General features: G+C 69.9%; 19 protein-coding genes. 11 read left to right on the forward strand and 8 right to left on the reverse strand.

The features are described 5' to 3' along the window. Window position 1: 1 nt before the first annotated feature. Window positions 2-1,792: a beta-N-acetylhexosaminidase gene (gene nagZ / locus DAT35_RS49550; RefSeq protein WP_233262178.1), complete on the reverse strand. Its 1,791-nt coding sequence runs from the start codon at window positions 1,790-1,792 to the stop codon at window positions 2-4. A gap of 162 nt (window positions 1,793-1,954) precedes the next feature. On the opposite strand from nagZ, the gene DAT35_RS49555 reads away from it, so the two are divergent. Continuing rightward, window positions 1,955-2,416, forward strand: a complete 462-nt coding sequence (locus tag DAT35_RS49555; RefSeq protein ID WP_108076522.1) for a PTS sugar transporter subunit IIA — start codon at window positions 1,955-1,957, stop codon at window positions 2,414-2,416. 25 nt (window positions 2,417-2,441) lie between these two features. Next, window positions 2,442-3,278, forward strand: a complete 837-nt coding sequence (locus tag DAT35_RS49560) for a hypothetical protein (RefSeq protein WP_108076381.1) — start codon at window positions 2,442-2,444, stop codon at window positions 3,276-3,278. Here DAT35_RS49560 and dtd read toward each other — a convergent pair. Then, window positions 3,262-3,729 (reverse strand): D-aminoacyl-tRNA deacylase, encoded by a 468-nt coding sequence (gene dtd, locus DAT35_RS49565; RefSeq protein WP_108076382.1) that lies wholly within the window; start codon window positions 3,727-3,729, stop codon window positions 3,262-3,264. The genes DAT35_RS49560 and dtd overlap by 17 nt on opposite strands. Before the next feature lie 5 nt (window positions 3,730-3,734). Next, window positions 3,735-4,358 (reverse strand): DUF2378 family protein, encoded by a 624-nt coding sequence (locus DAT35_RS49570; protein ID WP_158502205.1) that lies wholly within the window; start codon window positions 4,356-4,358, stop codon window positions 3,735-3,737. A 172-nt stretch (window positions 4,359-4,530) separates the two neighbouring features. On the opposite strand from DAT35_RS49570, the gene DAT35_RS49575 reads away from it, so the two are divergent. The 3 genes from DAT35_RS49575 to DAT35_RS49585 all read left to right on the forward strand — a co-directional run bounded on the left by DAT35_RS49575 (window position 4,531) and on the right by DAT35_RS49585 (window position 8,569). Beyond that, a complete protein-coding gene (locus DAT35_RS49575) occupies window positions 4,531-5,322 on the forward strand; it encodes an SDR family oxidoreductase (protein WP_108076384.1) in 792 nt (263 codons plus the stop codon). Window positions 5,323-5,605: 283 nt separating this feature from the next. Further along, window positions 5,606-7,849, forward strand: coding sequence for a D-alanyl-D-alanine carboxypeptidase/D-alanyl-D-alanine-endopeptidase (gene dacB, locus DAT35_RS49580; protein WP_108076524.1), 2,244 nt, complete (start codon window positions 5,606-5,608; stop codon window positions 7,847-7,849). Between the two features lie 183 nt (window positions 7,850-8,032). After that, entirely contained in the window at window positions 8,033-8,569 is a 537-nt protein-coding gene (locus DAT35_RS49585; RefSeq protein WP_108076385.1) for a single-stranded DNA-binding protein, read from the forward strand. 102 nt (window positions 8,570-8,671) lie between these two features. Here DAT35_RS49585 and DAT35_RS49590 read toward each other — a convergent pair whose 3' ends face one another. After that, window positions 8,672-9,388 carry a succinate dehydrogenase gene (locus DAT35_RS49590; protein ID WP_108076386.1) on the reverse strand — a complete coding sequence of 239 codons (717 nt, stop codon included), beginning with the start codon at window positions 9,386-9,388 and terminating at the stop codon, window positions 8,672-8,674. A gap of 260 nt (window positions 9,389-9,648) precedes the next feature. On the opposite strand from DAT35_RS49590, the gene DAT35_RS49595 reads away from it, so the two are divergent. The 6 genes from DAT35_RS49595 to DAT35_RS59535 all read left to right on the forward strand — a co-directional run bounded on the left by DAT35_RS49595 (window position 9,649) and on the right by DAT35_RS59535 (window position 18,082). Beyond that, window positions 9,649-10,548, forward strand: a complete 900-nt coding sequence (locus tag DAT35_RS49595; RefSeq protein WP_108076387.1) for an Hsp33 family molecular chaperone HslO — start codon at window positions 9,649-9,651, stop codon at window positions 10,546-10,548. Between the two features lie 96 nt (window positions 10,549-10,644). After that, on the forward strand, window positions 10,645-11,316 hold the full coding sequence (locus DAT35_RS49600; protein ID WP_108076388.1) for a phosphoribosyltransferase: 672 nt from the start codon (window positions 10,645-10,647) through the stop codon (window positions 11,314-11,316). Between the two features lie 30 nt (window positions 11,317-11,346). Next, window positions 11,347-13,263 carry a selenocysteine-specific translation elongation factor gene (gene selB, locus DAT35_RS49605; protein WP_108076389.1) on the forward strand — a complete coding sequence of 639 codons (1,917 nt, stop codon included), beginning with the start codon at window positions 11,347-11,349 and terminating at the stop codon, window positions 13,261-13,263. Beyond that, a complete protein-coding gene (locus DAT35_RS49610; RefSeq protein ID WP_108076390.1) occupies window positions 13,260-15,773 on the forward strand; it encodes an ATP-binding protein in 2,514 nt (837 codons plus the stop codon). The genes selB and DAT35_RS49610 overlap by 4 nt, the downstream gene beginning before the upstream one ends. Before the next feature lie 41 nt (window positions 15,774-15,814). Further along, the gene (locus DAT35_RS49615) at window positions 15,815-17,203 is read left to right on the forward strand and encodes a sigma-54 dependent transcriptional regulator (RefSeq protein ID WP_108076526.1); all 1,389 of its coding nucleotides are present in this window, start codon (window positions 15,815-15,817) and stop codon (window positions 17,201-17,203) included. Between the two features lie 708 nt (window positions 17,204-17,911). Beyond that, window positions 17,912-18,082, forward strand: a complete 171-nt coding sequence (locus tag DAT35_RS59535) for a hypothetical protein (protein WP_158502206.1) — start codon at window positions 17,912-17,914, stop codon at window positions 18,080-18,082. A 79-nt stretch (window positions 18,083-18,161) separates the two neighbouring features. Here DAT35_RS59535 and DAT35_RS49620 read toward each other — a convergent pair whose 3' ends face one another. Genes DAT35_RS49620 through nuoK form a run of 4 tightly spaced genes read right to left on the reverse strand, consistent with a single transcriptional unit; the run spans window position 18,162 to window position 24,005 of the window. Then, window positions 18,162-19,724, reverse strand: a complete 1,563-nt coding sequence (locus tag DAT35_RS49620; RefSeq protein ID WP_108076391.1) for an NADH-quinone oxidoreductase subunit N — start codon at window positions 19,722-19,724, stop codon at window positions 18,162-18,164. A gap of 15 nt (window positions 19,725-19,739) precedes the next feature. Further along, window positions 19,740-21,428: a NuoM family protein gene (locus DAT35_RS49625; protein ID WP_108076392.1), complete on the reverse strand. Its 1,689-nt coding sequence runs from the start codon at window positions 21,426-21,428 to the stop codon at window positions 19,740-19,742. Further along, window positions 21,425-23,662 carry an NADH-quinone oxidoreductase subunit L gene (gene nuoL / locus DAT35_RS49630; protein WP_108076393.1) on the reverse strand — a complete coding sequence of 746 codons (2,238 nt, stop codon included), beginning with the start codon at window positions 23,660-23,662 and terminating at the stop codon, window positions 21,425-21,427. Before nuoL ends, DAT35_RS49625 begins: the two co-directional genes overlap by 4 nt. Before the next feature lie 40 nt (window positions 23,663-23,702). Next, window positions 23,703-24,005 carry an NADH-quinone oxidoreductase subunit NuoK gene (gene nuoK / locus DAT35_RS49635; RefSeq protein WP_108076394.1) on the reverse strand — a complete coding sequence of 101 codons (303 nt, stop codon included), beginning with the start codon at window positions 24,003-24,005 and terminating at the stop codon, window positions 23,703-23,705. Between the last annotated feature and the right edge of the window lies 1 nt (window position 24,006).

Consider the following 24,006-nt stretch of genomic DNA (forward strand, 5'->3'; position numbering starts at 1 on the left):
CTCAGCGCGCGCTCCGCTCCTCGCGGCGGGGCGCGTCCAGTCCGTGACCGAAGGCCAGCCGGCTCAGCCCCACGGGGAGCCGGCCCGGTGTGCCGATCTCCCCGAAGAGGGCGGCCGCGGCGGCCTCGGTGGCGGCGGGCTGGTAGGAGTAGACGGCCAGCACGGCCCGGGCCTCGTCGGCTTGTTCGGCGAGGTAGGGCAGGCCCATGGACACCACCAGCACTGGGCGTCCGGTGGCGGCGGCCATGGTGACGAGCTCGAGCTGGCGCGAGCTGATGAGTCCCACCACCACCACGTCCGAGTTGAGCGCCAGCCGGCGCGCCTGCTGCCGGAGGACGGCGCGGCGGGCGTTGGCGGGGTAGGCGGGGACGTTCATCACCTGGGCGTGGGGCACGCGGGCGTGGATGGCCTCGCCCAGCGAGCTCTCGGCGGTGATGACGCCCAGGCGCGTCTCCGGGGAGAGGGGGAAGTGCTTGCCGTCCGTGCGCAGCAGGGTGACGGCGGCGCGGGCGATGCGGTGGGCCACCTCCTCGTGCTCCGGGGAGGGCGGGGTGGCCAGGCGCTCCTCGAGCAGGGGGGGCGGCTCGAAGAGGCCGCGGCGCACCTTGGCGGTGAGGATGTGGCGCACCGCCTCGTCCAGCCGCGCCGGGGAGATGTCTCCCGCCAGGGCCGCGGCCATCAGCGCCTCGTACACCTCCGTCTTCTTCTCCGGGCGCCAGGGGACGAGCACCATGTCCGCTCCGGCGCTCACCGCCATCACCGCCGCCCGGCCCACGCCGTAGCGCTGGGCGATGGCGTCCATCTCCAGCTCGTCGGTGAGCACCAGCCCGTCGAAGCCGAGCCGCTGGCGCAGCAGTCCGCCGAGCACCTGGGGGTGGAGGGTGGCCGGCATGTCGTCGCCGGTGAGCCCGGGCACCGCCACGTGGGCCGTCATCAGCCCGTCCAGCCCGTCCTGGATGACGGCGTGGAAGGGCTCCATCTGGGCGAGCACCTCCTCTCGGGACTCGCGCATGACGGGCAGGGACTTGTGGCTGTCGGCGTCCGTGGCGCCATGGCCGGGGAAGTGCTTGGCCACGGTGACGAGCCCCGCGTCCTGCTGGCCGCGCACGAAGGCGCGCCCCAGCTCGGACACCAGCGGCACCGAGTCTCCATAGGAGCGGATGCCGATGACGGGGTTGCGTGGGTTGAGGTTGACGTCCAGCACCGGGGCCAGGTTCATGTTGAAGCCCAGGCGCTTCAGGTCCTCCCCCTGGGCGAGACCCGCCGCGTAGGCCAGCTCCGCCGAGCGGGTGGCCCCCAGCGCCATGTTGCCCGGCAGCACCACCACCTCGTCCTTCACCCGCACCACGTTGCCCCCCTCCTGGTCCAGCGCGAGGAAGGGAGGCACGCCATTGGCCAGGAGCTGGCGCAGGCCTTCATTGAGCCGGGCCACCTGCTCGCCGTCCGCGATGTTGCGCTTGAAGAGGCACACCCCGCCCACCCGGCGGCCCCGCACCAGCTCCTCCACGGACGCGTCCACCTCCGTGCCGGCGAAGCCCACCATCATCAACTGGCCCACCTTGTCCTCGAGGGACAGGCGGGTCAGGAGGGTGTCCACCCGGGCCTGGAGTGCCGGGTCCACCGATGGGGCCAGGGGAGCGGCCGGGCCGGGGTCGGCGTCGACCTGGGCCGGGGTGGGAGTGAGCGGGGGAGCGTGCGCCTGGAGCGGCTCGGACGGACCGGGGGTGGTGACACAGGCCCCGAAGCAGAGGACGAGCGGGACGGTGAGCGCGCGGAGGAGCCGGGGGAACACGTTGCCAGGCAGCCTAAGCGAGCCCTTCCGACCCCTCCATCTTCCGGCCGGGGAAGTTGAAGACGCCTGGAGGCGGACAAGGAGGGCAGGCGACTCTTGCGCGAAACGAGGGCCAGGAGTAATTGCCCGCGCAGGGAGCGCCACTGCGTTGGGAGCGCCAGCTTGCGAATCTCCGAGTTCCTCAGCCCAGAAGCCGTGATCGCCGACCTCCACGCTCGTGACAAGCAGGAGGTATTGCGCGAGCTGAGTGCCGCGCTGGCGCGGGCTCATCCCAACTTGAAGGAAGAGCGGCTGGTGGAGGTGCTGCGCGAGCGCGAGAAGCTGGGCTCTACCGGCATCGGCGAGGGCGTGGCCATTCCCCACGGGAAGCTGGGCGGGCTGACGCAGCTGGTGGCCGCCTTCGGCGTGTCCCGTCAGGGGATGGACTTCGAGGCCATCGACGGCAAGCCCACGCACCTCTTCTTCGCCCTGGTGGCTCCGGAGAACAGCGCGGGCGTCCACCTCAAGGCGCTGGCGCGCATCTCGCGCCTCTTCAAGAATCCGCGCTTCCGGGCCGCCATCCTCGAGGCGCCCACGACCGCGGACATCCACGCCCTCATCGCCCAGGAAGACGCCCGCCCCTGAGGGGGCACATGGTACGCTCGGGCGGATGGAACTGGTCCTCCGGCCGGTCAACGACCGCTTCTTCCATGAGCAGGTGCTGCCCTTCCTGACGCTGGCGATGAGCGACTCGGCCAGGGCGCTGCAGTCGCTGCGGAGCCAGCTCGCGGACGAGGAGGCGCGCCTGCTGTGCGAGCGGCTGCTCTCCTCGCACGTGGGGGGAGGCCTGGGAGGGGTGGAGCAGGAGCCGTGGGCGGAGCTGGTGGACCGGGTGGCCTTCCGGCAGTGGGGCTCCGGTCCGGTTGGCTGGGAGGTGGTGGGCCAGCGGGTGGGCTACGCGGGCGATTGGGACGATGCCCTGCACCTGGCGCTCATGGTGGAGGACCCCACCTATCCCTATGCGGACGCGCGGGCCGCTCACGGGCGGCGGGACGGCTTCCGGCAGCACCCGGGGGCGGGCCTGGAGCTGGCCTCGCTGATCGGCGGCCAGTGGGAGCCCTTTCCCTCCTTCCCGCCAGACCGTGTCTTCTCCACGCAGGGGCGGGGTGGGTACGTCCCACGAGAGCAGTATGCCTTCGCGGACTGGTCCTGGCGGCCGGCGCGCACGGTGTCGCACTGGCACGTCAACCTGGAGCGCAAGCTGCGGCGGCTGCTGGAGCGGGAGAAGCAGCGGCTCGCGCCGGTGGAGTTGCCGGAGCTGGGCGAGGTGCTGGCGTACTGGCTGGGCACGGTGCCTCAGCCCCCGGCGCTCTCGGTGGCCTTCTCCGGGCTGGGCCAGCGCGCGTCCTCGTGGATCCACGAGCTGGGGGTGCTGACGTCGCACGTGCGCGAGGCGGCCCACGAGAAGACGGGCCTGGTGTCGCTGGTGCTCAGCGGGCGGCGGTAGGGGCGGCGGCCCCCGGGCTCTCCAGGAGGAGGGTGACGGGGCCATCGTTGACGAGCGCCACCTTCATGTCCGCGGCGAAGACGCCGGTGCCCACGGTGAGGCCCCGGGCGCGCAGGGTGTCGCAGACGCGCTCGTAGAGGGCCTTGGCGCCCGCGGGCTCCATGGCGTCGGTGAAGCTGGGACGCCGGCCCCTGCGCGCATCGCCATAGAGGGTGAACTGGCTCACGACGATGAGCTGCCGGGAGGTGTCCTCCAGCGAGAGGTTCATCTTCCCCGCGGCGTCCTCGAAGATTCGCAGCGTGGCGAGCTTCTCCGCCATCCACGTCACGTCGGCCTCGGTGTCCCCCTTGCCGACGCCCAGCAGCACGAGCAGCCCCGGTCCCATCTGGCTGACGCGCTCGCCCTGGACGGTGACGGAGGCCTCGAGCACCCGCTGCACCACTGCCTTCATTGCGCTCACTCCCAGGTGAAGTCGTACTCGCTGTCGAGCGGGGCCGTCTGCCAGCCCTGGACCTTCACGTCCTTCAGTTCATACCGCGCGAGGAGCTCCTCGAGCACGCCTTCGTGATACGCCACGGGCATGAAGTTGCGCCGCACGCAGAGGTGACCCCGCCTCGGCCCGTGCCACTCCACCAGGCGCTCTCCATGGCCGGCCGCCATCCGGTAGACGCTCTGCACGCTGTTCATGAACAGCTTGACGTCCTTGCCGGCCATCATGCGCACCGCGTTGCCCACCGCGGACCGCATGAAGTCCGCGGTGGCCTTGCGTCCCAGGGCTCGCGCCGCGTTCTCCGGGCCGCCGTACCAGCCGCTCAACTCCCTCATCGCCACCTGGGTCAGTCGCAGCAGCTGGGCCACGGGGTAGTTGAAGAAGGCCACGAAGGTCTGTCCTCCGAGCGCATCCTGGCAGCGTGCCACCGAGGTCGCATCCCCGAGCGCCCGGACCGACTCGAGCACGCTGTTGAAGAAGAGCCCTCGCGCGGTGTCCTGGGGCGTGGCGAGCTCGCTCCGATGTTGCAGGTCACGCTCCCAGTCGCGGGTCGCTCCTGCCTGCTGGCTGGGGTCGCGGCGCGTGCTCATGGACGGGGTAGGGCCAGGCGATGGGCGGGTCGTAGACGTGACCGCTGGAACCTCCGGAACGTACCCGTGGGAGTCCCCTCCACGCAAATCAGCGCCCACGCGCCCTGGCGTCCCCGCGGATGGCTGTTCCCATCTCCCATCATTACCCTTCCAGGTCGGAGGTGATGGGCACATGGCGAAGGTGACGGGAACGGCGCTGGTGACGGGGGGCAACCGGGGGATAGGGCTCGAGGTCTGCCGGCAGCTCGGCCGGCTCGGGATGCGGGTGTTGCTCACGGCCCGGGACATCGCCGCCGGCGCCGAGGCCACCGCCGCCCTGCGCTCCGAGGGCCTCGATGTGACGTTCGAGCCCCTCGACGTCGCCTCCCAGGAGAGCATCGACCAGCTGACGGATCGGCTCGAGCGCCAGGGCATCCGGCTGGCGGCGCTCGTCAACAACGCGGGCATCACCCTGAATGGCTTCGACGCGGACGTCGCCGAGCGAACACTCGCCGTGAACTTCTTCGGGGCGATGCATGTCACACAGCGGCTGCTGCCGCTGATGGAGGAGCACGGCCGCATCGTCATGGTGTCGAGCGGCGCGGGCGAGCTGGAGGGCCTGTCTCCCACCATCCGCCAGCGCATCGACCCGCCTGCTTCCCAGGAGGAGCTGGTCGCGCTCCTGCGCTCATTCATCGACGACGTGCGCGGCGGCCGGTACGCGGCGAAGGGCTGGCCGGGCTCGGCCTACCGCGTCTCCAAGTTGGGGCTCAACGCGTTGACTCGCCTGCTCGCCGGGGAGCTGAAGCCGCGTCACCTGCTCGTCAACGCCGTCTGCCCGGGCTGGGTGCGGACGCGCATGGGTGGGGCGCAGGCCCCTCGGAGCGTGGAGGAGGGCGCGGACACCATCGTCTGGGCCGCGACACTTCCCCCGCGGGGCCCCTCGGGAGGGTTCTTCCGCAACCGCCGGGCCATTCCCTGGTAGTCAGGCCCTGTCCGGCCGCCGCGTCCTGGCCTGTCGGAGTCCTTCACACCACGCCGGAGAGTTCCGTCCCCATGTCGGCGTGGGTGGGTAGCATCCCCCCTCGGAGTCACGCATGGCTGCCTGGTCGCTTTCTCTCGGAAAGCGAGCACTGGTCTACACATGGGGTAACGCTTTGCCGCCTGGTGGAAGACCGGGCGCCCATGTGGCCCGTGCCAGTCGAGTGTCTCCCTTGCCGCCCCTGAATCCCCCTCCCATAATGGCCGACATCTTTCCCGGAGAGCACGTGCAGGTCCACCGAGCCAGAACCCTCTTGGCCGTGACGGTTGCCCTTTTCGTCATGCTTCCGCGCGCGGGTGTTGCCGCCGCGGACGACAAGAAGCGCGCCGAGCGCGAGGCGCTCAAGGCTTCATTGATGCAGGTGCTGCAACGCGAGCCGCTCAACGCCAGCCGCGTGGGCGTCCACATGATGAGCCTCGACGACGGCACCGTGGTGTTCAGCCACAACGCCGACGAGCTGCTCAACCCCGCCTCCAACGTGAAGCTCGTCACGTCCTCGGCGGCGCTCGTCACCCTCGGGCCCGAGTACCGCTTCGAGACCGAGTTCCTCGTGGAGGCCGAGTCCGACGGCATCAAGGCCAAGACGCTCTATGTGCGCGGCAAGGGTGACCCGACCATCAACACCGAGCGCCTCTACGGAATCGTCTCGGACCTCTTCCACACTGGCCTGCGCGAGGTGCAGGACATCATCGTGGACGACTCGTGGTTCGACGCTGAGCGCACTCCGCCCGGTTTCGATCAGGAGGACTCGGATCGGGCCTACATGGCTCCCACCGGAGCGCTGAGCCTCAACTGGAACGCGGTGGGCGTGTTCCTGCGGCCGGGAGAGACCCTGGGCGCCAAGGGCGTGGTGGAACTCGAGCCGCAGAGCGACTTCTTCGTGGTGGAGAACACGCTGACCACGGGCAATGCCCGGGCCCGCCGCTTCTCGGTGGCCTCGGACTCCGCGGGCGCCCAGCAGAAGATCGTGGTGCGGGGCCAGGTGCCGCAGGGCGGCGCCTACATGAGCGTGTACAAGAAGATCGACAACCCGCCCATGTACTTCGGCCAGACGCTCAAGCAGATGCTGGGCGCGCGGGGCGTGAAGGTGAAGGGCAAGGTGAAGCCGGGCCTCACGCCCCAGAAGGCGAAGCTGGTGTACGTGTCCCACTCGGACACCTTCGACATCGTCCTCAAGCGCCTCAACAAGATGTCGAGCAACTTCATCGCCGAGACGCTCCTCAAGACGATGGGCGCCGAGTCGCGCGGAGTGCCGGGCACCTTCGCCAAGGGCATCGACGTGGTGGAGGACTTCCTCTCGCGCGAGGTGGGCATCCCCCGCGGCACGTACGTGATGAAGAACGGCAGTGGTCTCAACGACACCAACCGCTTCTCCGCCGCGCAGATGGACCGCATCCTCCGCTACATGTACGAGCGCTTCCCGCTGGCGCCCGAGTACCTGTCCTCGCTGGGCATCGCCGGCAAGGACGGCACGCTCAAGTACCGCTTCGATGGCACCGAGGCCGTGGGCCGGCTGCGCGCCAAGACGGGCACGCTGGAGAACGTGTCGGCCCTCAGCGGCTACGTGCAGGCGGCGGGCGGGGAGAAGTTCATCTTCTCCATGATGGTGAATGACTACCCGGGCCGCTCGGGGCCGGTGGTGCGCGGGCTGGACTCGCTGGGCGCGGCGGTGGCCTCGGTGGGCTCCACGATGGGCCCGGGGCGCACCGTGGCCGAGCTGGCCAGCGAGGAGAAGTCGAGCACCCCCATGGCCGAGGTGACGAGCCGGGTGAAGACGTACCTGGCGCTGGGCAGCCAGCGCGATGCGCGCAACATCGGCTTCCTGCGCACGGCGTGGCGCAGCGAGAGGGATCCGGCGGTGCGGGCGGTGGTGGCCGAGAGCCTCTACCAGTCCAACCCGCAGGACTACCTCGGGGTGCGCACGCTGCTGGACAGCTACTCGGCGGGCACGGACGTGTATGGCCGGCTGCGCTCGGTGGCGCGGGAGCTGTCGGTGGAGGTGCCGGGCCTGGGCAGCATGGTGGAGCTGGCCGCCAGCGGCAACGCGGAGGCGCTCTCGCGCGTCATCGAGCTGGCCGGAGCCGCCTCGGGTGACAGCGCCTCCGAGTCCGAGATGTCCGAGGGCCTGGGCGCGGTGGCCCGGACCGCGCCGGAGGAGCTGGTGCAGGCGCTGCGAGGCGCCTCGGCCAAGGACCGCGAGGTGGCCACCACGCTGCTGGCGCGGGGGCTCGTCCAGGCGGGCGATGCGGACCACCCCTTCTGGAAGTCGCTGCGCAAGAGCCTGGGCTCCCCCGACACCAAGCTGGCGGAGTTCTCCCGCTCCCTGGAAGGCACGCTGTCGCGCAAGGTGGCCGAGGAGAAGGCGCCCAAGCCGCAGGGCGTGCCCGCGCAGGTGGTGGCCCCGGCCTCCGCCGTCCAGGTGGGACCCGGCCCCGTCGATCGCACCGCGGAGACCCGTCCGGGCGGGTGAGTCCAAGCCGCCTGCCCGCTCGCTTCCTCCTCCTCCAGACAGCCAACAGATGACCGGGTGAATCCCTGTTCAGGTGGGGACTCGCCCGGTATGCTATAGGGCGAGTCCGGTGGTGGGCCGAGTGCCCGCACCAGACGCATGTGACCGGCCCGTGGTGGACCGGTCCTCGAGAAAGGAAGCGTCATGGCTGGAGGAGTCAACAAGGTCATCCTCATCGGCAACCTTGGGGCGGACCCGGAGGTGCGTTTCACCCCGGGCGGCCAGGCAGTCGCCAACTTCCGCATCGCGACCAGCGATACCTGGACCGACAAGAACGGCCAGAAGCAGGAGCGCACGGAGTGGCACCGGATCGTCGTGTGGGGGAAGCTCGCGGAACTGTGCGGCGAGTACCTGAAGAAGGGCCGTCAGTGCTACGTCGAGGGCCGCCTTCAGACGCGCGAGTGGACGGACAAGGAAGGGCGGAAGAACTACACCACCGAGGTGGTGGCCAACGCGGTGACGTTCCTCGGCGGCCGTGACGGTGCCGGTGCGGGCTCGGGCGGTGGGGGAGGCGGAGGCCGCGGCGGCTACTCGCAGCAGCGCGGCGGAGGCCAGCAGCAGGGCGGTGGTGGCGGTGGCGGTTACGACGACTACGGCGCGCCCCCGATGGGCATGGACGAGGGCGGCGGTGGTGGCATGGGTGGCGGCAACGGCGGCGGGGACGACGACATCCCGTTCTAGGCCGCGCTCCTCACGCCCGAGCGCGTGGCTCGAAAGTGAAACGGCCGCTCCCGGGAGACCGGGGCGGCCGTTGTCGTTGCGGGCGTCCGGGAGGCCGGTGCTTCAGTGCATCTGGCCGCGGGTCTGGACGATCGCATCGCGGGCCCGGATGACTTCGTCCGTCCCACCCGCCTGGAACATCGCGTAGACGACGCCCCAGCCCATGGCCAGCAGCACCAGGAAGATGACGATGGACCAGGGCTCGAAGCGGCGCATGGAGCGCTCGGTGGACAGCAGGCCCCAGCCCATGGCGAAGCCCTGCAGGCCGTTGGCGAGGTGGTACGCCGTGCCCAGCACGCCCAGCGTGTAGACGATGAGCGTGGGCAGGTGCCAGTGCATCTCGTAGGCGATGGCGGCGAAGGGCTCGGCCCCGCCGTGGATCAGCCGCGGCTGCAGGAAGGCCAGCCAGATGTGGGCGCCCAGGAAGGCGAGCACGCCCAGGCCGGCCACGCGCTGAACGATGTACTTGAGGTTGCCGTAGTACGGGTAGGCGAGGTTGTTCGGCTTGAAGCTGAACATGCGCACCAGGCCCCAGCCGGTGTGGAAGAGCAGGGGCAGCATCACGATGAGGAACGTGGCGGCCTGCGCGTACGGGTGCTTGTACTGCGTCACCGCCGACTGCCAGGCCTGGGCGCCCTGCCAGGCGGCGAGGTTGTCCCACAGGTGGTTCACCACCCAGATGCTCAGGGGCACCACGGCGAGGAACGAGCCCAGACGGGACTGGAGGAGCGGCGTCTTCTGGGGGAGGGCGGTAGGAGCGGTAGCGGCGTGGGTGCTCATCGGTACTCCGGACTTCGCGCGGATGGGGGCCGCGTCGAGTGGCACAGTCGGACGGTCGGGGCGTTATAGCCCGGTCCCACGCGCGGGTAGGACTTTCCGCCATCAGAAGACGGAGCCGGGGCTTACGGAGGTATCAGCCCGGGTGATGCATTCCAGGAGGCTCCGCTGGCCGCAGCCCATGCAGGAAAGCCAGGCGCTTCACTGCCGTCTCATTGTCATTGGCGAGCGGCTCGCCGATGGGCACGCTACTCCCAAACCTTATGGCTGATGAACTCGTCAGTGGATTGTTGAAGGAAACCGACCTGCGCGTGGTGCTCGTCACCGCCAGCGAGCTCGCCCGGAAGGCGCGCGAGCTGCACCGCTCCGCGACGGCCTCGGCCTCGTTGATGGCGCAGGGCCTCACCGCGGGTGCCCTGCTCTCCTCGCTGCAGAAGAGCGACTCGCGGGTGAACCTCCAGCTCGAGTGCGACGGGCCGCTCCGGGGCCTCTTCGTGGATGGGGACACGTCGGGTGTGCTGCGCGGCTATGCGAAGAACCCCCTGGTGTCCCACGTGGGCTCCGAGGGCGAGTACCACTGGCGTCCGGCGCTGGGGAACAAGGGCTACCTCTCCGTGCTGCGCGACCTGGGCAGCGGCGAGTACTACCGCTCCGCGGTGGAGCTCGAGAGCTTCGACCTGGCGAAGGACCTGGAGCGCTATTTCGCCACCTCCGACCAGCTGCCCACGCGCGTGTTCCTCTCCGTGCAGCCGGTGAATGCCAACGGCACCACCGAGCCGCTGGGTCTCGTCGCGGGCATGCTCCTGCAGCCGCTGCCCAATGGGGACCGGGACGCCTTCCGGGCGCTCGGTGACAGGCTCGCGAAGGACTTCGAGCCCACCGTGCGGGCACACGCCGGCCAGGGCGCGGGCGCGCTCCTCAAGGCCCTGGTGCCCCAGCCGGACCTGGAGGTCATGTCCCGCTACCCCGTCTCCTTCACCTGCAGTTGCAGCAAGGACCGGGTGAAGCGGGCCCTGGTGTCCATGGGCCGCGAGGAGCTCGAGGACATCCTCGCCAAGGAAGGCCAGGCCGAGGCCGATTGCCACTTCTGCACCACGCATTACGTGGTTTCCGGAGACGAGATTCGCGAAATCCTGGCGGAAATGGCCCAGGCGACGAGCTGAGGCGGGCGGGCGGGCGAGCCGCTCCGGCCGGGAGTGGCGATACCGGGCTGCTCGGGGTATGACGCGGCACCGCTACCCCAGACTGGAGTCCTCGCCGTGGCCACCAAGCGGGCAACGACCAAGGCAGCGCCCTCCAAGGCAACGCCGCTCAAGGGCACGAAGGGCAAGCCCATCCCGAAGCACGTGGAGACACTCGTCTCCATCCCGTCGAACCTGGTGCTCGCGCCTCAAGTGGAGGTGCCGCGTCAGCTCACCGGGCGAGACCAATCGCGCTCGAAGACGAGCATCCAGGAGCTGTCCTGGGCGGAGTTCGACCGGGCGGTGCAGTCGCTCGCGCGCACCATCAGCCAGCGCTACAAGCCCCAGGCCGTAGTGGGCGTGGCGCACGGCGGCGTGTTCGTGGGCGGGGCGCTGTCCAGCGCGCTCGGCTGCGAGTTCTTCCCGGTGCGCATCAGCCGCCGCAGCCGGGACAAGGGCGCGGCCAAGCCGAAGCTGAACGGGGAGATGCCGCGCGAGCTCAAGGGCAAGCGGGTGCTCATCGTGGACGACGTCGTCGCCAGCGGCGACACGCTGGAGCTGGCCACCGCCCTGGCGCAGAAGGTGGGTGCCCGGGAAGTGAACACCGCCGCCCTGGTGACCCGCCCCGGAGGTTTCGCCCCGAGCTTCTGCGCCTTGTCCACGGACGCCCTCGTCGTCTTCCCGTGGGACTACGAGGCCGTCACCGAGGATGGGCGCTTCGACGTGGACCCGGACAAGGCAGGGGCCTAGCCTGGCCGACCGAGGGGAGAGCCGGGCGAGATGATCATCGGCACCGCGGGGCACATCGATCACGGCAAGACGTCACTGGTCAAGGCGCTCACCGGTATCGACACCGACCGGCTGAAGGAGGAGAAGCGCCGGGGGATTACGCTGGAGCTGGGCTTCGCGCACCTGAAGCTCGACGACGGCACGGTGGCGGGTGTGGTGGACGTGCCCGGGCACGAGCGTTTCGTCAAGGCGATGGCCGCGGGCGCCGGCGGGGTGGACCTGGCGGTGCTCGTGGTGGCCGCGGATGAGGGTGTGATGCCCCAGACGCGAGAGCACCTGGACATCTGCCGGCTGCTCGGCGTGAAGGCCGGAGTCATCGCGCTCACGAAGTCGGACCTGCTGGCGGAGCTGGGCGCCGAGTGGCGCGCGCTGGTGGAAGCGGACCTGGCCACGCTGGTGGCGGGCACCTTCCTGGAGGGCGCGCCGGTGGTGCCCGTCTCCTCGAAGACGGGGGAGGGGCTGCCCCAACTGCGCGCCGCGCTCACCCGCTGCGCCCAGGGCCTGCCCTCGCGTCCCTCCGAGGGCCCCGCCTTCCTGCCGGTGGACCGGGCCTTCACCGTCAAGGGCTTCGGCACGGTGGTGACGGGCACGCTGCTGTCCGGCGCCTTCGCGCTGGAGGACGCGGTGTCCCTGCTGCCGGGCCTGCCGGGTCCCCTGCGCGTGCGCGGACTGCAGATGCACGGGGACGCGGTGGCGAAGGTGGCGGCGGGCCAGCGCACCGCCGTGAACCTGACGGGCGTGGAGCCCGAGGCCATCTCGCGCGGCATGGTGCTGGTGAAGGCCGGCGAGGTGCCCGACACGCGCATGCTGGACGTGGAGCTGAGCCTGTTGCCCGCGGCCGAGGAGGCACTTCCCCGGCGCCGCAAGCTGCTCCTGCACCTGGGCACCGCGCAGGTGGAGGCCACGGTGGCGCTGTTGGACTTGGAGAAGCTGGAGCCGGGCGAGACGGCGCTCGCGCAGCTGCGTCTGTCCGAGCCGATGGCGGCGTTGCCGGGCCAGCGCTTCATCCTCCGGGGCTCGCGCGCGCTGCCGGGCCGTGGCGCCACGTTGGCTGGTGGGCGGGTGCTGTCCATCACCCCGCCGCGTCGGCGCAAGGGCGGCTCCGAGGTGGTGGCTCCGCTGCTGGAAGCGGACCCGGGCGGACAGGTGGCGTGGTTGCTGCGCCAGTCGGGCTACCGCGGCCTCACCCAACAGGAGCTCTTCGCCCGTTCGGCGCTGGCGCCCAAGGTGCTCTCGCGGGCGCTGGAGCTGCTCGGCTCGCGCGGCACGGCGCTGCTGGTGGACCGGGAGCGGCGGCTCTACCTCTCGGGCGAGGTCTTCGAGGGCCTGCAGGCGCGGGCCCTGGCGCTGCTGGGCGCCTTCCACGAGCGCGAGCCACTGCGTGAGGGCCTGTCGCGGGAGGAGCTGCGCCAGCGCCTCTCGGGCGAGCTGGACGCGCGCATCTTCGGCCGGGTGTTGCAGGCGCTGACGGACGTGGGGAAGGTGGAGGTGGAGAAGGAGGTGGTGCGCCTCAAGGGGCGCGGCCGTACGCTGTCGCTGGACGAGGACGCGGCGCGCACACGGCTGGTGGCGGACCTCACCGCCGCGGGGCTCGCGCCGCCCACCCTCAACGAATTGGCCGAGCGGCTGCGGCTTCCGTCCGCGCGGGTGCAGGAGCTGCTCAAGGTGGCGGTGGCGGAGGGCCGGGTGGCGCGGGTGAGCGAGGAGCTCTTCTTCGACGCGGGAGCCCTGGCCGGGCTGAAGGAGCGGCTGGTTGCCCACCTTCGCGAGAAGAAGGAGATTTCCACCCAGGCTTTCAAGGAAATGGTCGGCCAGAGCCGGAAGTTCGTCATTCCCCTCTCGGAGTACTTCGACCGCGAGAAGGTGACGCTCCGGGTCGGAGAGAAGCGGGTGCTGCGGCGCGCATGAGGACGAAGCGTTACAGCGAGACGGCCCTGCGGGCCCTGATCGAGTCGCTCGACAACCCCATCTTCGTGGCCCACGAGGGCCGGGTGCGGGCGGCGAACGAGGCATACCTGGAACTGCTGGGGCTGGGCCGGGAGCAGGTGGAGGGCCGGCACTTCCTGGACTTCGTCTACCCGGGGGACCGGGCGCGTTTCGAGGAGCGCTACCGGCTGCGGCAGCAGGGCCTGCTGAAGGAGTCGGATCCCCGGCGCTACGTGCTGCCGCCGCGTCCGGGCAGGGGGCCGTGCGAGGTGGCGAGCCACGTGCAAGAGGTGGAGCTGGAGGACGTGGGCCGGGCGATGCTCGTCAACAGCGTGGTGCTGGGAGCGCGTCCGGCGGAGCTGGAGGTGGCCGAGCGCCTGGTGGAGACGTCGGCGGAGCTCGTCGCGGCGCGCTCGGAGGACGCGGTGCGGCGGGTAGCGCTGGCGGGTCTCTCCGCCGCGGGCCTCTCCGCGCGCTTCCTGGCCCGAGACGGGGAGCACTTCATCGACAGGGACGGAGTGCCGCCCCCAGGGCATGGGGAGTTGGGGCTGCGGGCGCTGTCCGAGGGATGGCCCGTCTTCGGTCCCGCCCTGGGGACGTCCACGCCCGTCTACCTCCCGCTGGGCACCACGCTGTCGGAGGTGCTGTGGGTGTCCGGGCCGGGACTGTCGCCCTCGTTCGGCTCGGTGCTGGCGCTCTTCGCCAAGGTGGTGGGGGCCGCGCTCACCGACGCGCGATTGCTGGCGGATGTGGAGCGGGGCCGGTGGGAGATGGTGGCCGTGGCCGAGGCGGCGCGCTTCGTCGCCCAGCCGGAGCCTCCCTCGCCCGAGGACTTCCTCTCGCGCCTGGCCTCGCTGCTGAGCGCGGAGGCCGTGCTGCTGTATGCCCCCGAGTCGTCCGAGGGTGAGCTGGCGCTCGCGGCGCAGGTGGGCCTGGACGGAGCGCACAAGGCCGTGCTCGCCGCGCCGCTGGGAGGCCTGTCGCCGTCCGCGGTCACGGCCCGGGGCGTGGTGCTCTCCAGCGAGGCAGAGGAGCGTGCGCTGGTGGCGGCCACCGGTGGGCGCCTGGGTTGCGGCGCCGCGGTGCGTCTGACGCACGGGGGCCACCCGCGAGGGCTCCTCCAGGTGCTGCGTCCGCCGGGGCGTCCCTTCGTGGGAGCAGACCTGCGGCTGCTGGGCACGCTGTCCGAGCTGCTGATGACGTTGATGGATCAGCGCCGCCTGCGCACCGAGTCCGCCCGGCAGCTCGCCGACACGCGCCTGCTGTTGGACCTGGCCCGCACCACCACCGCCACCCTGGAGGTGGCCAGCATCCTGGACGTGGCCTCGGACTTCCTCGTCAAGCTGCTGGACGTCTCCAACTGCTTCATCCTCCTGCACGACGAGCAGGCCGGTGTCCTGAGAGGCTCCGCCGCCTCCGCGACCCACCGCGACTTCTTCCGCGGCGTGGTGATTCCGGTGGACGAGCCCGTCAGCATCGCCGCGCGAGTCGCCCGGGAGCGCCGGCCCATCGCCATTTCGGACCTGTCGAAGGTCGCGGAGATGGAGGATCGCGAACTCGTCCGCCGCTTCGAGGAGAAGGCGCTGCTGGGCCTGCCGCTCACCTCGCGCGAGGAGCTCATCGGCGTGGTGCTGCTGGACGACACCCGCCGGCCGCGCGTCTTCACCTCGGCCTTCATCGAGCTGGCCGAGGCCACGTGCGGCCAGATTGCCCTGGCCATCGCCAACGCCCGCCTCTACGAGTCCCTCTGGGCGTCCTACGCGGAGCTGGCCGCCGCCCGCGCGGAGATGGTCAAACGCGAGCGCCTGGCCGCGCTCGGCGAGCTGTCCGCCATCGTGGCCCACGAGGTGCGCAATCCCCTGGGCGTCATCTTCAACGCGGTGGCCTCGCTGCGCCGCATGCTCAAGCCGGACGGTGACGCGGGCATGCTGCTGGACATCCTCGCGGAGGAGAGTGACCGGCTCAACCGCATGGTGGGGGACTTGCTGGACTACACCCGTCCGCGCGAGCCCATGCTGCAGCACGAGGACGTGCCCCGGGTGCTGCAGGACGCGGTGGACGCGGCGCGGGCCCAGCAGGGGGGCGCCAACAACCGCATCACCCTGTCCGCCGAGGTGGCGCCGGAGCTGCCCCGCGTGCCGTTGGACCGGCGCCTCATCCGCCAGGCACTCGTCAACGTGCTGGTCAACGCCATCCAGGCCATGCCGCAGGGTGGGGTGGTGCAGGTGCGTGCCCGTGTCGAGGCACACGGGAGCAAGGACGTGCTGCGCATCGACGTGGCGGACCAGGGCTGCGGCATCCCCACCGAGCTCGTGCACCGGGTCTTCGAGCCCTTCTTCACCACCAAGGCCCAGGGCACGGGCTTGGGGCTCGCCGTGGTCAAGCGCATCATCGAGGAGCACCACGGGGAGATGGCCCTGGAGAGCGCTCCGGGCCGTGGCACCACCTTCACCTTCCGCCTACCCCTCACCCAGCCGACGAGCCTGCCGTGAACGACGCACCGACTTCCCTCCCGCGCGGTCGCATCCTGGTCGTGGACGACCAACGCAACATGCGGGCCACCACCGCGCTCCTCCTGCGCGCCGAGGGCTACACCGTCCTCGAGGCCGCCAACGGTGAGGAGGCGCTCACGACCCTGGCGGCCGGCGTGGACCTGATGCTGACGGACCTGAAGATGGAGCCCATGGACGGGCTCACGCTCCTCAAGAAGGCGCTGGAGGTAGCCCCGCGCCTGCAGGTCATCATGATGACGGCCTTCGGCTCCATCGAGAGCGCGGTGGAGGCCATGCGCCAGGGGGCGTTCGACTACGTCACCAAGCCCTTCAAGGAGGGCGAGCTGCGCTACCGGGTGGAGCGGGCGCTGGAGCGGGCGCGGCTGCAGGCGACGGTGGACATGCTCGCCGGCGAGTTCAACGAGCGCCACGGCCTGAGCGCACTGGTGGGCAGCAGTCCGGCGATGCGCGAGCTGACGTCGCGCCTGGTGCGAGTGGCTCAGAGCGACGCCACGGTGCTGGTGCAGGGCGAGAGCGGCACGGGCAAGGAGCTGGTCGCCCGAGCGGTGCACGCGCACAGCCGGCGCAAGGATAAGGCCTTCGTCCCCGTCAACTGCGCCGCCATCTCCGAGACGCTGCTGGAGAGCGAGCTGTTCGGCCATGCGAAGGGCGCCTTCACCGGCGCGGTGCGGGCCCGCCGGGGCCTGGTGGAGGAAGCGGATGGCGGCACCCTCTTCATCGACGAGGTGACGGAGACGACGCCCGCCTTCCAGTCCAAGCTGCTGCGCACGCTGCAGGACGGCGAGGTGCGGCGCGTGGGCGAGTCCACCTCCGTGCGAGTGGATGTGCGGATTGTGGCGGCCACCAACCGGGACATCGAGCTGGAGGTGCAGGAGAAGCGCTTCCGGCAGGACCTGTACTACCGGCTCAACGTGGTGACGCTGCGCGTGCCGCCCCTGCGCGAGCGCTTGGAGGACGTGCCCGCGCTGGCCAAGCACTTCCTCGAGCGCGCCAACGCGCGCAGCCCCAACCCCAAGCGCCTGTCCGCGTTGGCGGTGGAGCACCTGATGGGCTACGGCTTCCCCGGCAACGTGCGCGAGCTAGAGAACCTGGTGGAACAGGCGGCGGCGCTGGCCGAGGGCGAGGAGCTGCTGCCCGAGGACTTCCCGTTGCGCCCCAGCGCTCGAGTAGCAGTCAGTGGCCCGGTGGGAGCACCGCCCGCGCCCGCGCCCACGGACACCAGCACCCGGATGCCCACGCTGGCCGAGTCAGTCGAGGACGCCGAGCGGCGGGCGATTGCCCAGGCCCTGGAGCGGCACGGGATGGACCTGGGGCGCGTCGCCGAGGAGCTGGCCGTCTCCTCGACCACGCTGTGGCGGAAGATGAAGCGCCTCAACCTGCGTCCGCTGGGAGGCGAACAGCGGGATTGAGGCTGTACGAAACGTGTCGATTGCCGCACAACCCGCCAGGAGTGCAATGCGGGTTCAACCTTGGAAAACAGAAGCCCTTGATATCTTTGCGGATTTTCACATCTGCAAAGGGATTTCAGGGCTGCAATGCACGGATGGATGCCCTCGGGGGCACCCGAAATGCTAAGTGCCTGAATTTACTGTGTTCTGAGATTTCAGCAGCCCTGGCATGGGGAGTGCTAAAGCCGAGACCCGGAGCGCATCGAAGTGGCGATGAAGGTGGTTCCCCCCCACCCCTTCAGCGTCTCCGGTGAGCTTAATTTAGAAGAACCCGCGGCCCGGTCCCCTTCCTGAGGGTGCCGGGCCGCCTTCTTTTTGGGCTCAGGGCTTCTTCGGGCCCAGGGCTCCGGGTGGGGTTGAAACCGCTGGCACGAGCGACTTTCAGATCTGAAAAGGGCATTTCAGGGCTGCAATGCAGGGCTGAAAGCAGAGGAATGGGGGAGGGGAGCCCGAGAAGCCAAGTGACTGGAATCACAGGGTGGAAGGGGCTCGAGAGGGCTGGCACGACGAGTGCTATAGAGAACACCCGGAGCACGTCGAAGCGAGGCCGAAGGTGGTTCCCCCCCACCCCCTTCAGCACTTCCGGTGAGCTTCTAAGAAGAACCTGCGGCCCGGTCCCCTTCCTGAGGGTGCCGGGCCGCCTTCTTTTTGGGTTTTCGTGACTCGCGCTTGAGCACATGGCTCGCGGGCGGTGCTGGAAGTGACCTTCCTCGAGCTCGGGCGTGTGGGGCGTTGCGCGTGGTGACGGTGGGAGACACGGCACTCGAGTCCCTGCTGCGCGCGGCGGGAGCACTGGTGGTGCTGCGAACGCTGGCGATGCGAGGGCCACTGCCTCCGTAGCCGGGGCGGGGAGTCGCACGAAATGAAAACGCCCGGGCGGAAGCCGCCCGGGCGCTGGTGAAGCCGGAGGTGTAGGTGCTCAGCGGCTGAACAGCGTGCCGGCCTGGGCGATCCACTCGGCCACGGGGCCGGGGACGATGCCCAGCAGCACCACGGCGACGGTGGACACCAGCAGGGCGAGCTCGGTCATCCAGTTGCGCTCCAGCGGGTGGGCGCCCTCGGGCACAGGCCGCATGTACATGTAGACGACCACGCGCAGGTAGTAATAGGCGCCGGCGGCGCTGGAGAGCACCGCCACGATGGTGAGGCCGACGAGGCCCGCGTCCACGGCGGCGCGGAAGAGGATGAGCTTGCCGAGGAAGCCGACGGTGGGCGGGATGCCGGCCAGCGACAGCATGAAGGCCGCCATGGCGAAGGCCCAGCCCGGCCGGCGCTGCGCCAGGCCGCTGAAGCGCTCCAGGTCCCAGGCGGTGCCCTTCTCCTCCTCCTCGCGGCGCTCCAGCATGGAGATGATGCCGAAGGCGCCCACCGCGGTGACGGTGTAGGCGAGCAGGTAGAAGAGGATGCCGCGCAGGGCCTCGACGCGGGCCACGGCCTCGGGGCTGGCGCCGACCAGCGCGGTGGCGCCGAGCAGCTTGAACTCCTGGCCCGGCTGCACCGCGAAGAGGGCCGCCACGCCCAGCAGCAGGTAGCCGGCGTGGGCGATGGAGGAGTAGGCCAGCATGCGCTTCACGTTGCGCTGCGGGAGGGCCAGCAGGTTGCCGCCCACCATGGTGAGGAAGGCCAGGGTGGAGAAGATGACGAAGGGCAGCTTCGCGTCGATGCCGCTGCCCACGGTGACGAACACGCGCACCAGGGCGACGAAGGCCGCGGCCTTCACACCGGCGCTCATGAGCGCGGTGACGGGGGTGGGAGCACCCTCGTACACGTCCGGCGTCCACATGTGGAAGGGCACCGCGGCCACCTTGAAGGCGAAGCCGGCGGCCACCAGCACCGCGCCCACGTACACGAGCGCCCCGTTGTGGTTGGCGATCGCGCTGCGCAGCGGCTGCACCATGTCCGACAGCAGGGTGGTGCCGGTGGCGCCGTACAGCAGGGCCGACCCGTAGAGCAGCACCGCCGAGGAGAAGGCGCCGAGGATGAAGTACTTGAAGCCCGCCTCGCTCGGCCGAGTGCCGCGCCGCAGGTAGGACGTCAGCGCGTACGTGGCGATGGAGAGGACCTCGATGTTGACGAAGAGCGTGATGAGCTCGTTGGAGATGCCCAGCAGGCTCATGCCCGCGCCGGCGAAGAGCATCAGCGCGTAGAACTCACCGCGCTCGGCCCCGCGCTTGCGCAGGAAGCCGGCCGAGGTGAGCGAGGCCAGCGCCAGCGCCACGCAGACGATGAAGGACAGGAAGCTCGAGAACGGGTCCAACGCGCCGAAGCCGAGGAACACCTCGCGGGCGGGCTGGAACAGCATCGCCAGCGAGGCGATGCCGGCGATGACGGACGTGGCGGTGGACAGCACCGCCTGGTAGCCGCGCGACGAGCTGGCGGAGAGGTACACCTCCGACACCAGCAGGATGCACGCTCCCAGGACGAGGATGATGGCCGGCAGCAGCGGGAGGAAGTCTGCCGAGGTGAGGTTGGGCAGGTTCATGATGGACACTCTCGACTAGCGCCGGTCGGCGAGCGGGCCCGCCGGCTGGTCGTTGGGGGCGGCGGCCACGCCGGAAGGAGGGGGCAGGCCCATCACCGAGATCTGCACGTCGCTCGGCTGCACCCGGTTGCCGGGGGTGCCCAGGCTGGCGCGGGTGACGAAGCGCTCGGTGGACGGGTTGATGCGATCCAGGAAGGGCTGCGGCCTCAGGCCCATCACCACCACCAGGATGAGGAAGGGCAGCACCGTGGCGAACTCGCGCAGGTTCAGGTCCGACAGGTGCTGATTCTCGCGGTGGGTGAGGGGGCCGAAGAATACCTTCTGCACCATCCACAGCATGTACGCCGCGCCGAGGATGACGCCCAGGGTGGCCAGCGCGCCGAAGGCCAGGCCCAGGCTGCTCTTGAAGGTGCCCAGCAGCACCAGGAACTCGCCCACGAAGCCGTTGGTGCCCGGCACCGCCACGGACGAGAAGGTGATGATGAGGAAGGCCGTGGTGAACACGGGCAGCACCTTGGCGATGCCGCCGTAGTCGGACATCAGGCGGGTGTGGCGCCGCTCGTAGAGGAAGCCGAACAGGAGGAACAGCGCGCCGGTGGACACGCCGTGGTTGAGCATCTGGTAGGCGCTACCGGTGGCGCCCTCGCCGGTGAGGGCCAGCATGCCTAGCATGCAGTAGCCCAGGTGGCTCACCGAGGAGTAGGCGATGAGCTTCTTGATGTCGCGCTGCGCCAGGCACATGAGCGCGCCGTAGACGATGCCAATCACCGCCAGCGTGGCGAGGATGGGCCGGGCCTGGTGCGCGGCCGTCGGGAAGAAGGGAATCGCGAAGCGCCAGAAGCCGTAGGTGCCCATCTTCAGCATGACACCGGCCAGAATCATCGAGCCCGCCACGGGCGCCTGGACGTGGGCGTCCGGCAACCACGTGTGCACCGGCCACATCGGCACCTTGATGGCGAAGGCCAGGGCGAAGGCTGCGAACATCCAGGGTCCCCATCGGTGGAGGATGCTGGCCATGTCCGATAGCCGCGAGCAGTCACCACTCGCCATGCAGGCGGAGAGCTCCCGGTTGGCGCCCACCAGGCTGTTGTAGATGGTGGCGTAGTCGAAGGAGCGGTTACCCGGCGTGCTGCTGATGAAGTAGAGGGCGACGATCGCCACCAGCATCAGCAGCGAGCCCACCAGGGTGTAGAGGAAGAACTTCACCGCCGCCATCTGGCGATCCTCGCTGCCCCACACGCCCACCAGCAGGTACATGGGGATGAGCATGGCCTCCCAGAAGACGTAGAAGAGCAGCACGTCCAGGGACACCAGCGCACCCAGCATCACCGTCTGCAGGGCGAGCAGCGCGAGGTGGAACTCCTTCACGCGCTCGGTGATGTACGTCTGCGAGGCCATCACCACCAGGGGCCCCAGGAACACGGTCAGCAGCAGCAGGCTGACGGCCAGGCCGTCCACACCGATGTGGTAGCTGACGCCGAGCTGCTCCAGCCACCGCGTGCGGTACTCGAGCTGGAACTCGGGGCCACCGGGCTCGAAGCGCAGGTAGGCCCACACACCGAACACCAGGTCCACCAGCATGCCGATGAACGTGACGGTGCGGATCTGCCCGCGCTCTCCGGAGGGCAGCAGGCAGACGAGCGCCGCGAAGAGCAGCGGCAGGTAGACGACGAGGTTGAGCAGATGGGTATCGAAGAAGCTCATGTCAGCACCTGGATGAGCGCGTACACCGCGCCGCCGAGCAGGGCCAGGGCCATCACCGCGGCATAGGCCTGTGCGTCTCCCGTCTGCACGTAGCGCAGGGCGCTGCCCACGCGGGCCGTGACCCACGCCGTGCCGCGCACCGCCACCGTGTCGATGAGGAGGGTGTCCACCAGCTTGAAGAGGATGGCGCTCACGTTGCGCACTGGCCGGATGACCAGGAACTCGTAAGCCTCATCCACGTAGAACTTGTTCTGCGCCAGGCGGCGCGCCGAGCGGGCCCAGGCCGGAGCCGGCTGGCCCACGCGCGACGGGAAGAACTTCATGTACAGGAAGGCCGCCGCGGCACCACCGCTCAGCGCCACCAGCCACGCGATGAAGTAGTCGACGAGGTGCGGCAGGCTGTGGTCCAGCTTCACCGCTTCGCCGCGCGCCGCGATGCGCTCGGCGCTGGCGAACACCGGGCCCAGGAAGTTCTCCATCACCGGCTGCGGCCCGTTGCGGCCCGGCATCAGCGGCAGCGCGTACACCAGCGCCACCACGCTGAGCACCGCCAGCACCACCAGCGGCAGCGTCATGTGCCAAGCGCTCTCGTGCGCGTGGGCGATCTTCGCCTGCGGCGAGCGCTTGCCCTCGAAGGTGAGCAGGTACAGGCGTGACATGTAGAAGGCCGTGCTCGCCGCGATGACGAGGCCCACGTAGTAGAGCGCGCCCGAGGCCCACTCGTAGCCGTGCAAGTGGTTGTGGTGCACGCCGTGGTAGACGCCATCCTTCGAGAAGAAGCCGGAGAGCGGGAAGATACCGGTGATGGCCAGGGTGGCCACCAGGAAGGTGGCCCATGTCCAGCGCATCTCGGTGCGCAGGCCGCCCAGCTTCTTGATGTCCGTCTCGTCCGCGTTGCCGTGCATCACGCTGCCGGCGCCGAGGAAGAGGCAGGCCTTGAAGAAGGCGTGGGTGACCAGGTGCAGCACCGCCGCCCAGAAGATGCCCATGCCCACGCCCATGAACATGATGCCCAGCTGGGACACCGTGGAGTAGGCGAGCACCTTCTTGATGTCGTCCTGCGCGAAGGCGATGAGCGCCGCCAGCAGCGAGGTGAAGGCTCCGATGATGGCCACCGTCACCATGGCCGTGGGGCTCATCACCAGCAGGAAGCTCATGCGGCTGAAGAGGTAGACGCCCGCGGTCACCATCGTCGCCGCGTGGATGAGGGCGGAGACGGGAGTCGGGCCGGCCATGGCGTCCGGCAGCCACACGTACAGGGGGAACTGGGCGCTCTTGCCCGCCGCGCCCAGGAGGAACAGCAGCAGCGCCGCCGTCAGCACGCCCCCGAAGGTGCGGCCCGCCAGCGGACCCTGCGCGATGGGCGTCTCCAGCGTGACCGAGGCCTGCGTCTTCTCCGCCGTCTGGGGCAGCGCGTTGGCCATCACCTCCAGGCCCGAGAAGGCCACGGGGCCCTTCATCTGCAGGCCCTCGCGGAAGCGCACCTGGGCCGTCTCCGCGCCACCGCCCACCAGGGCGAAGTTGGCCGTGTTCGCCTGGGTGTTGAAGGCGTCCACCGTCAGCACGAGCAGGAAGGTGGCGATGAGGAAGGCGAAGTCACCGATGCGGTTGGTGACGAAGGCCTTGCGTCCGGCCCACGCCTTGGCCGTGTCCGAGTACCAGAAGCCGATGAGCAGGTAGCTGGCCATACCGACGCCCTCCCATCCCACGAAGAGCAGGACGAGGTTGTCGGCCATCACCAGCGTGAGCATCGCGGCCACGAAGAGGTTGAGGTACGCGAAGTACCGCCAGTAGCTCTCGTCGTGCTCCATGTAGCTGGTGGAGTACAGGTGGATGAGGAAGCCCACGCCGGTGATGACCAGCAGCAGCGTCCCGGACAGGTGGTCCACCAGCAGGGCCAGGTTCACCCGGAACGTGCCCGCGGAGAACCACGTCCCGTAGTCGAAGCCGATGGCGTAGCGGATGGCGCCGGCGGAGAAGGGGTTCTCCATCGACACGGGCGCGCTGCCCGGCGGTGCGTGGTTGACGCACCAGAAGGCCACCACCGAGAGCACGAAGGAACCAGCCACCGTCGCGCACGCGATGAGGTTGACGTTGGCGCGTCCCAGCATCTTGCCGAACACGCCGCACACGAACGCGCCCAGCAGCGGCAGCGCGATGATGAGCCATAGCGACTGCGCGAAGATGGCGGGTTCCACCGGCGCAGTCATGAAGTATTGCTTGAGGGCTTCCATGGGCAGAGGGGCTCTCTTGGCGGAAGGGGGGACCGGACCGTCAGTATTTCATCGTCCGGATTTCATCGACATTGACGGTGCCCCGGCTGCGGAACACGGCGATGACGATGGCCAGGCCGATGGAGGCCTCGGCCGCCGCCACGGCGATCACGAAGAAGGCGGACACGTGGCCCACCAGGTTTCCGTGCTGCTTGGCGAAGGCCAGGAACGTCAGGTTCGCCGCGTTGAGCATCAGCTCCACGCACATGAAGACCACCAGCGCGTTGCGGCGGATCAACACACCGAACATGCCGAGGCAGAACAGGGCCGCGGCGAGGATCAGATAGTAGGAGATGGGAACCATG

The organism is Vitiosangium sp. GDMCC 1.1324 (assembly GCF_003044305.1).
Classification (GTDB): Bacteria; Myxococcota; Myxococcia; order Myxococcales; family Myxococcaceae; genus Archangium.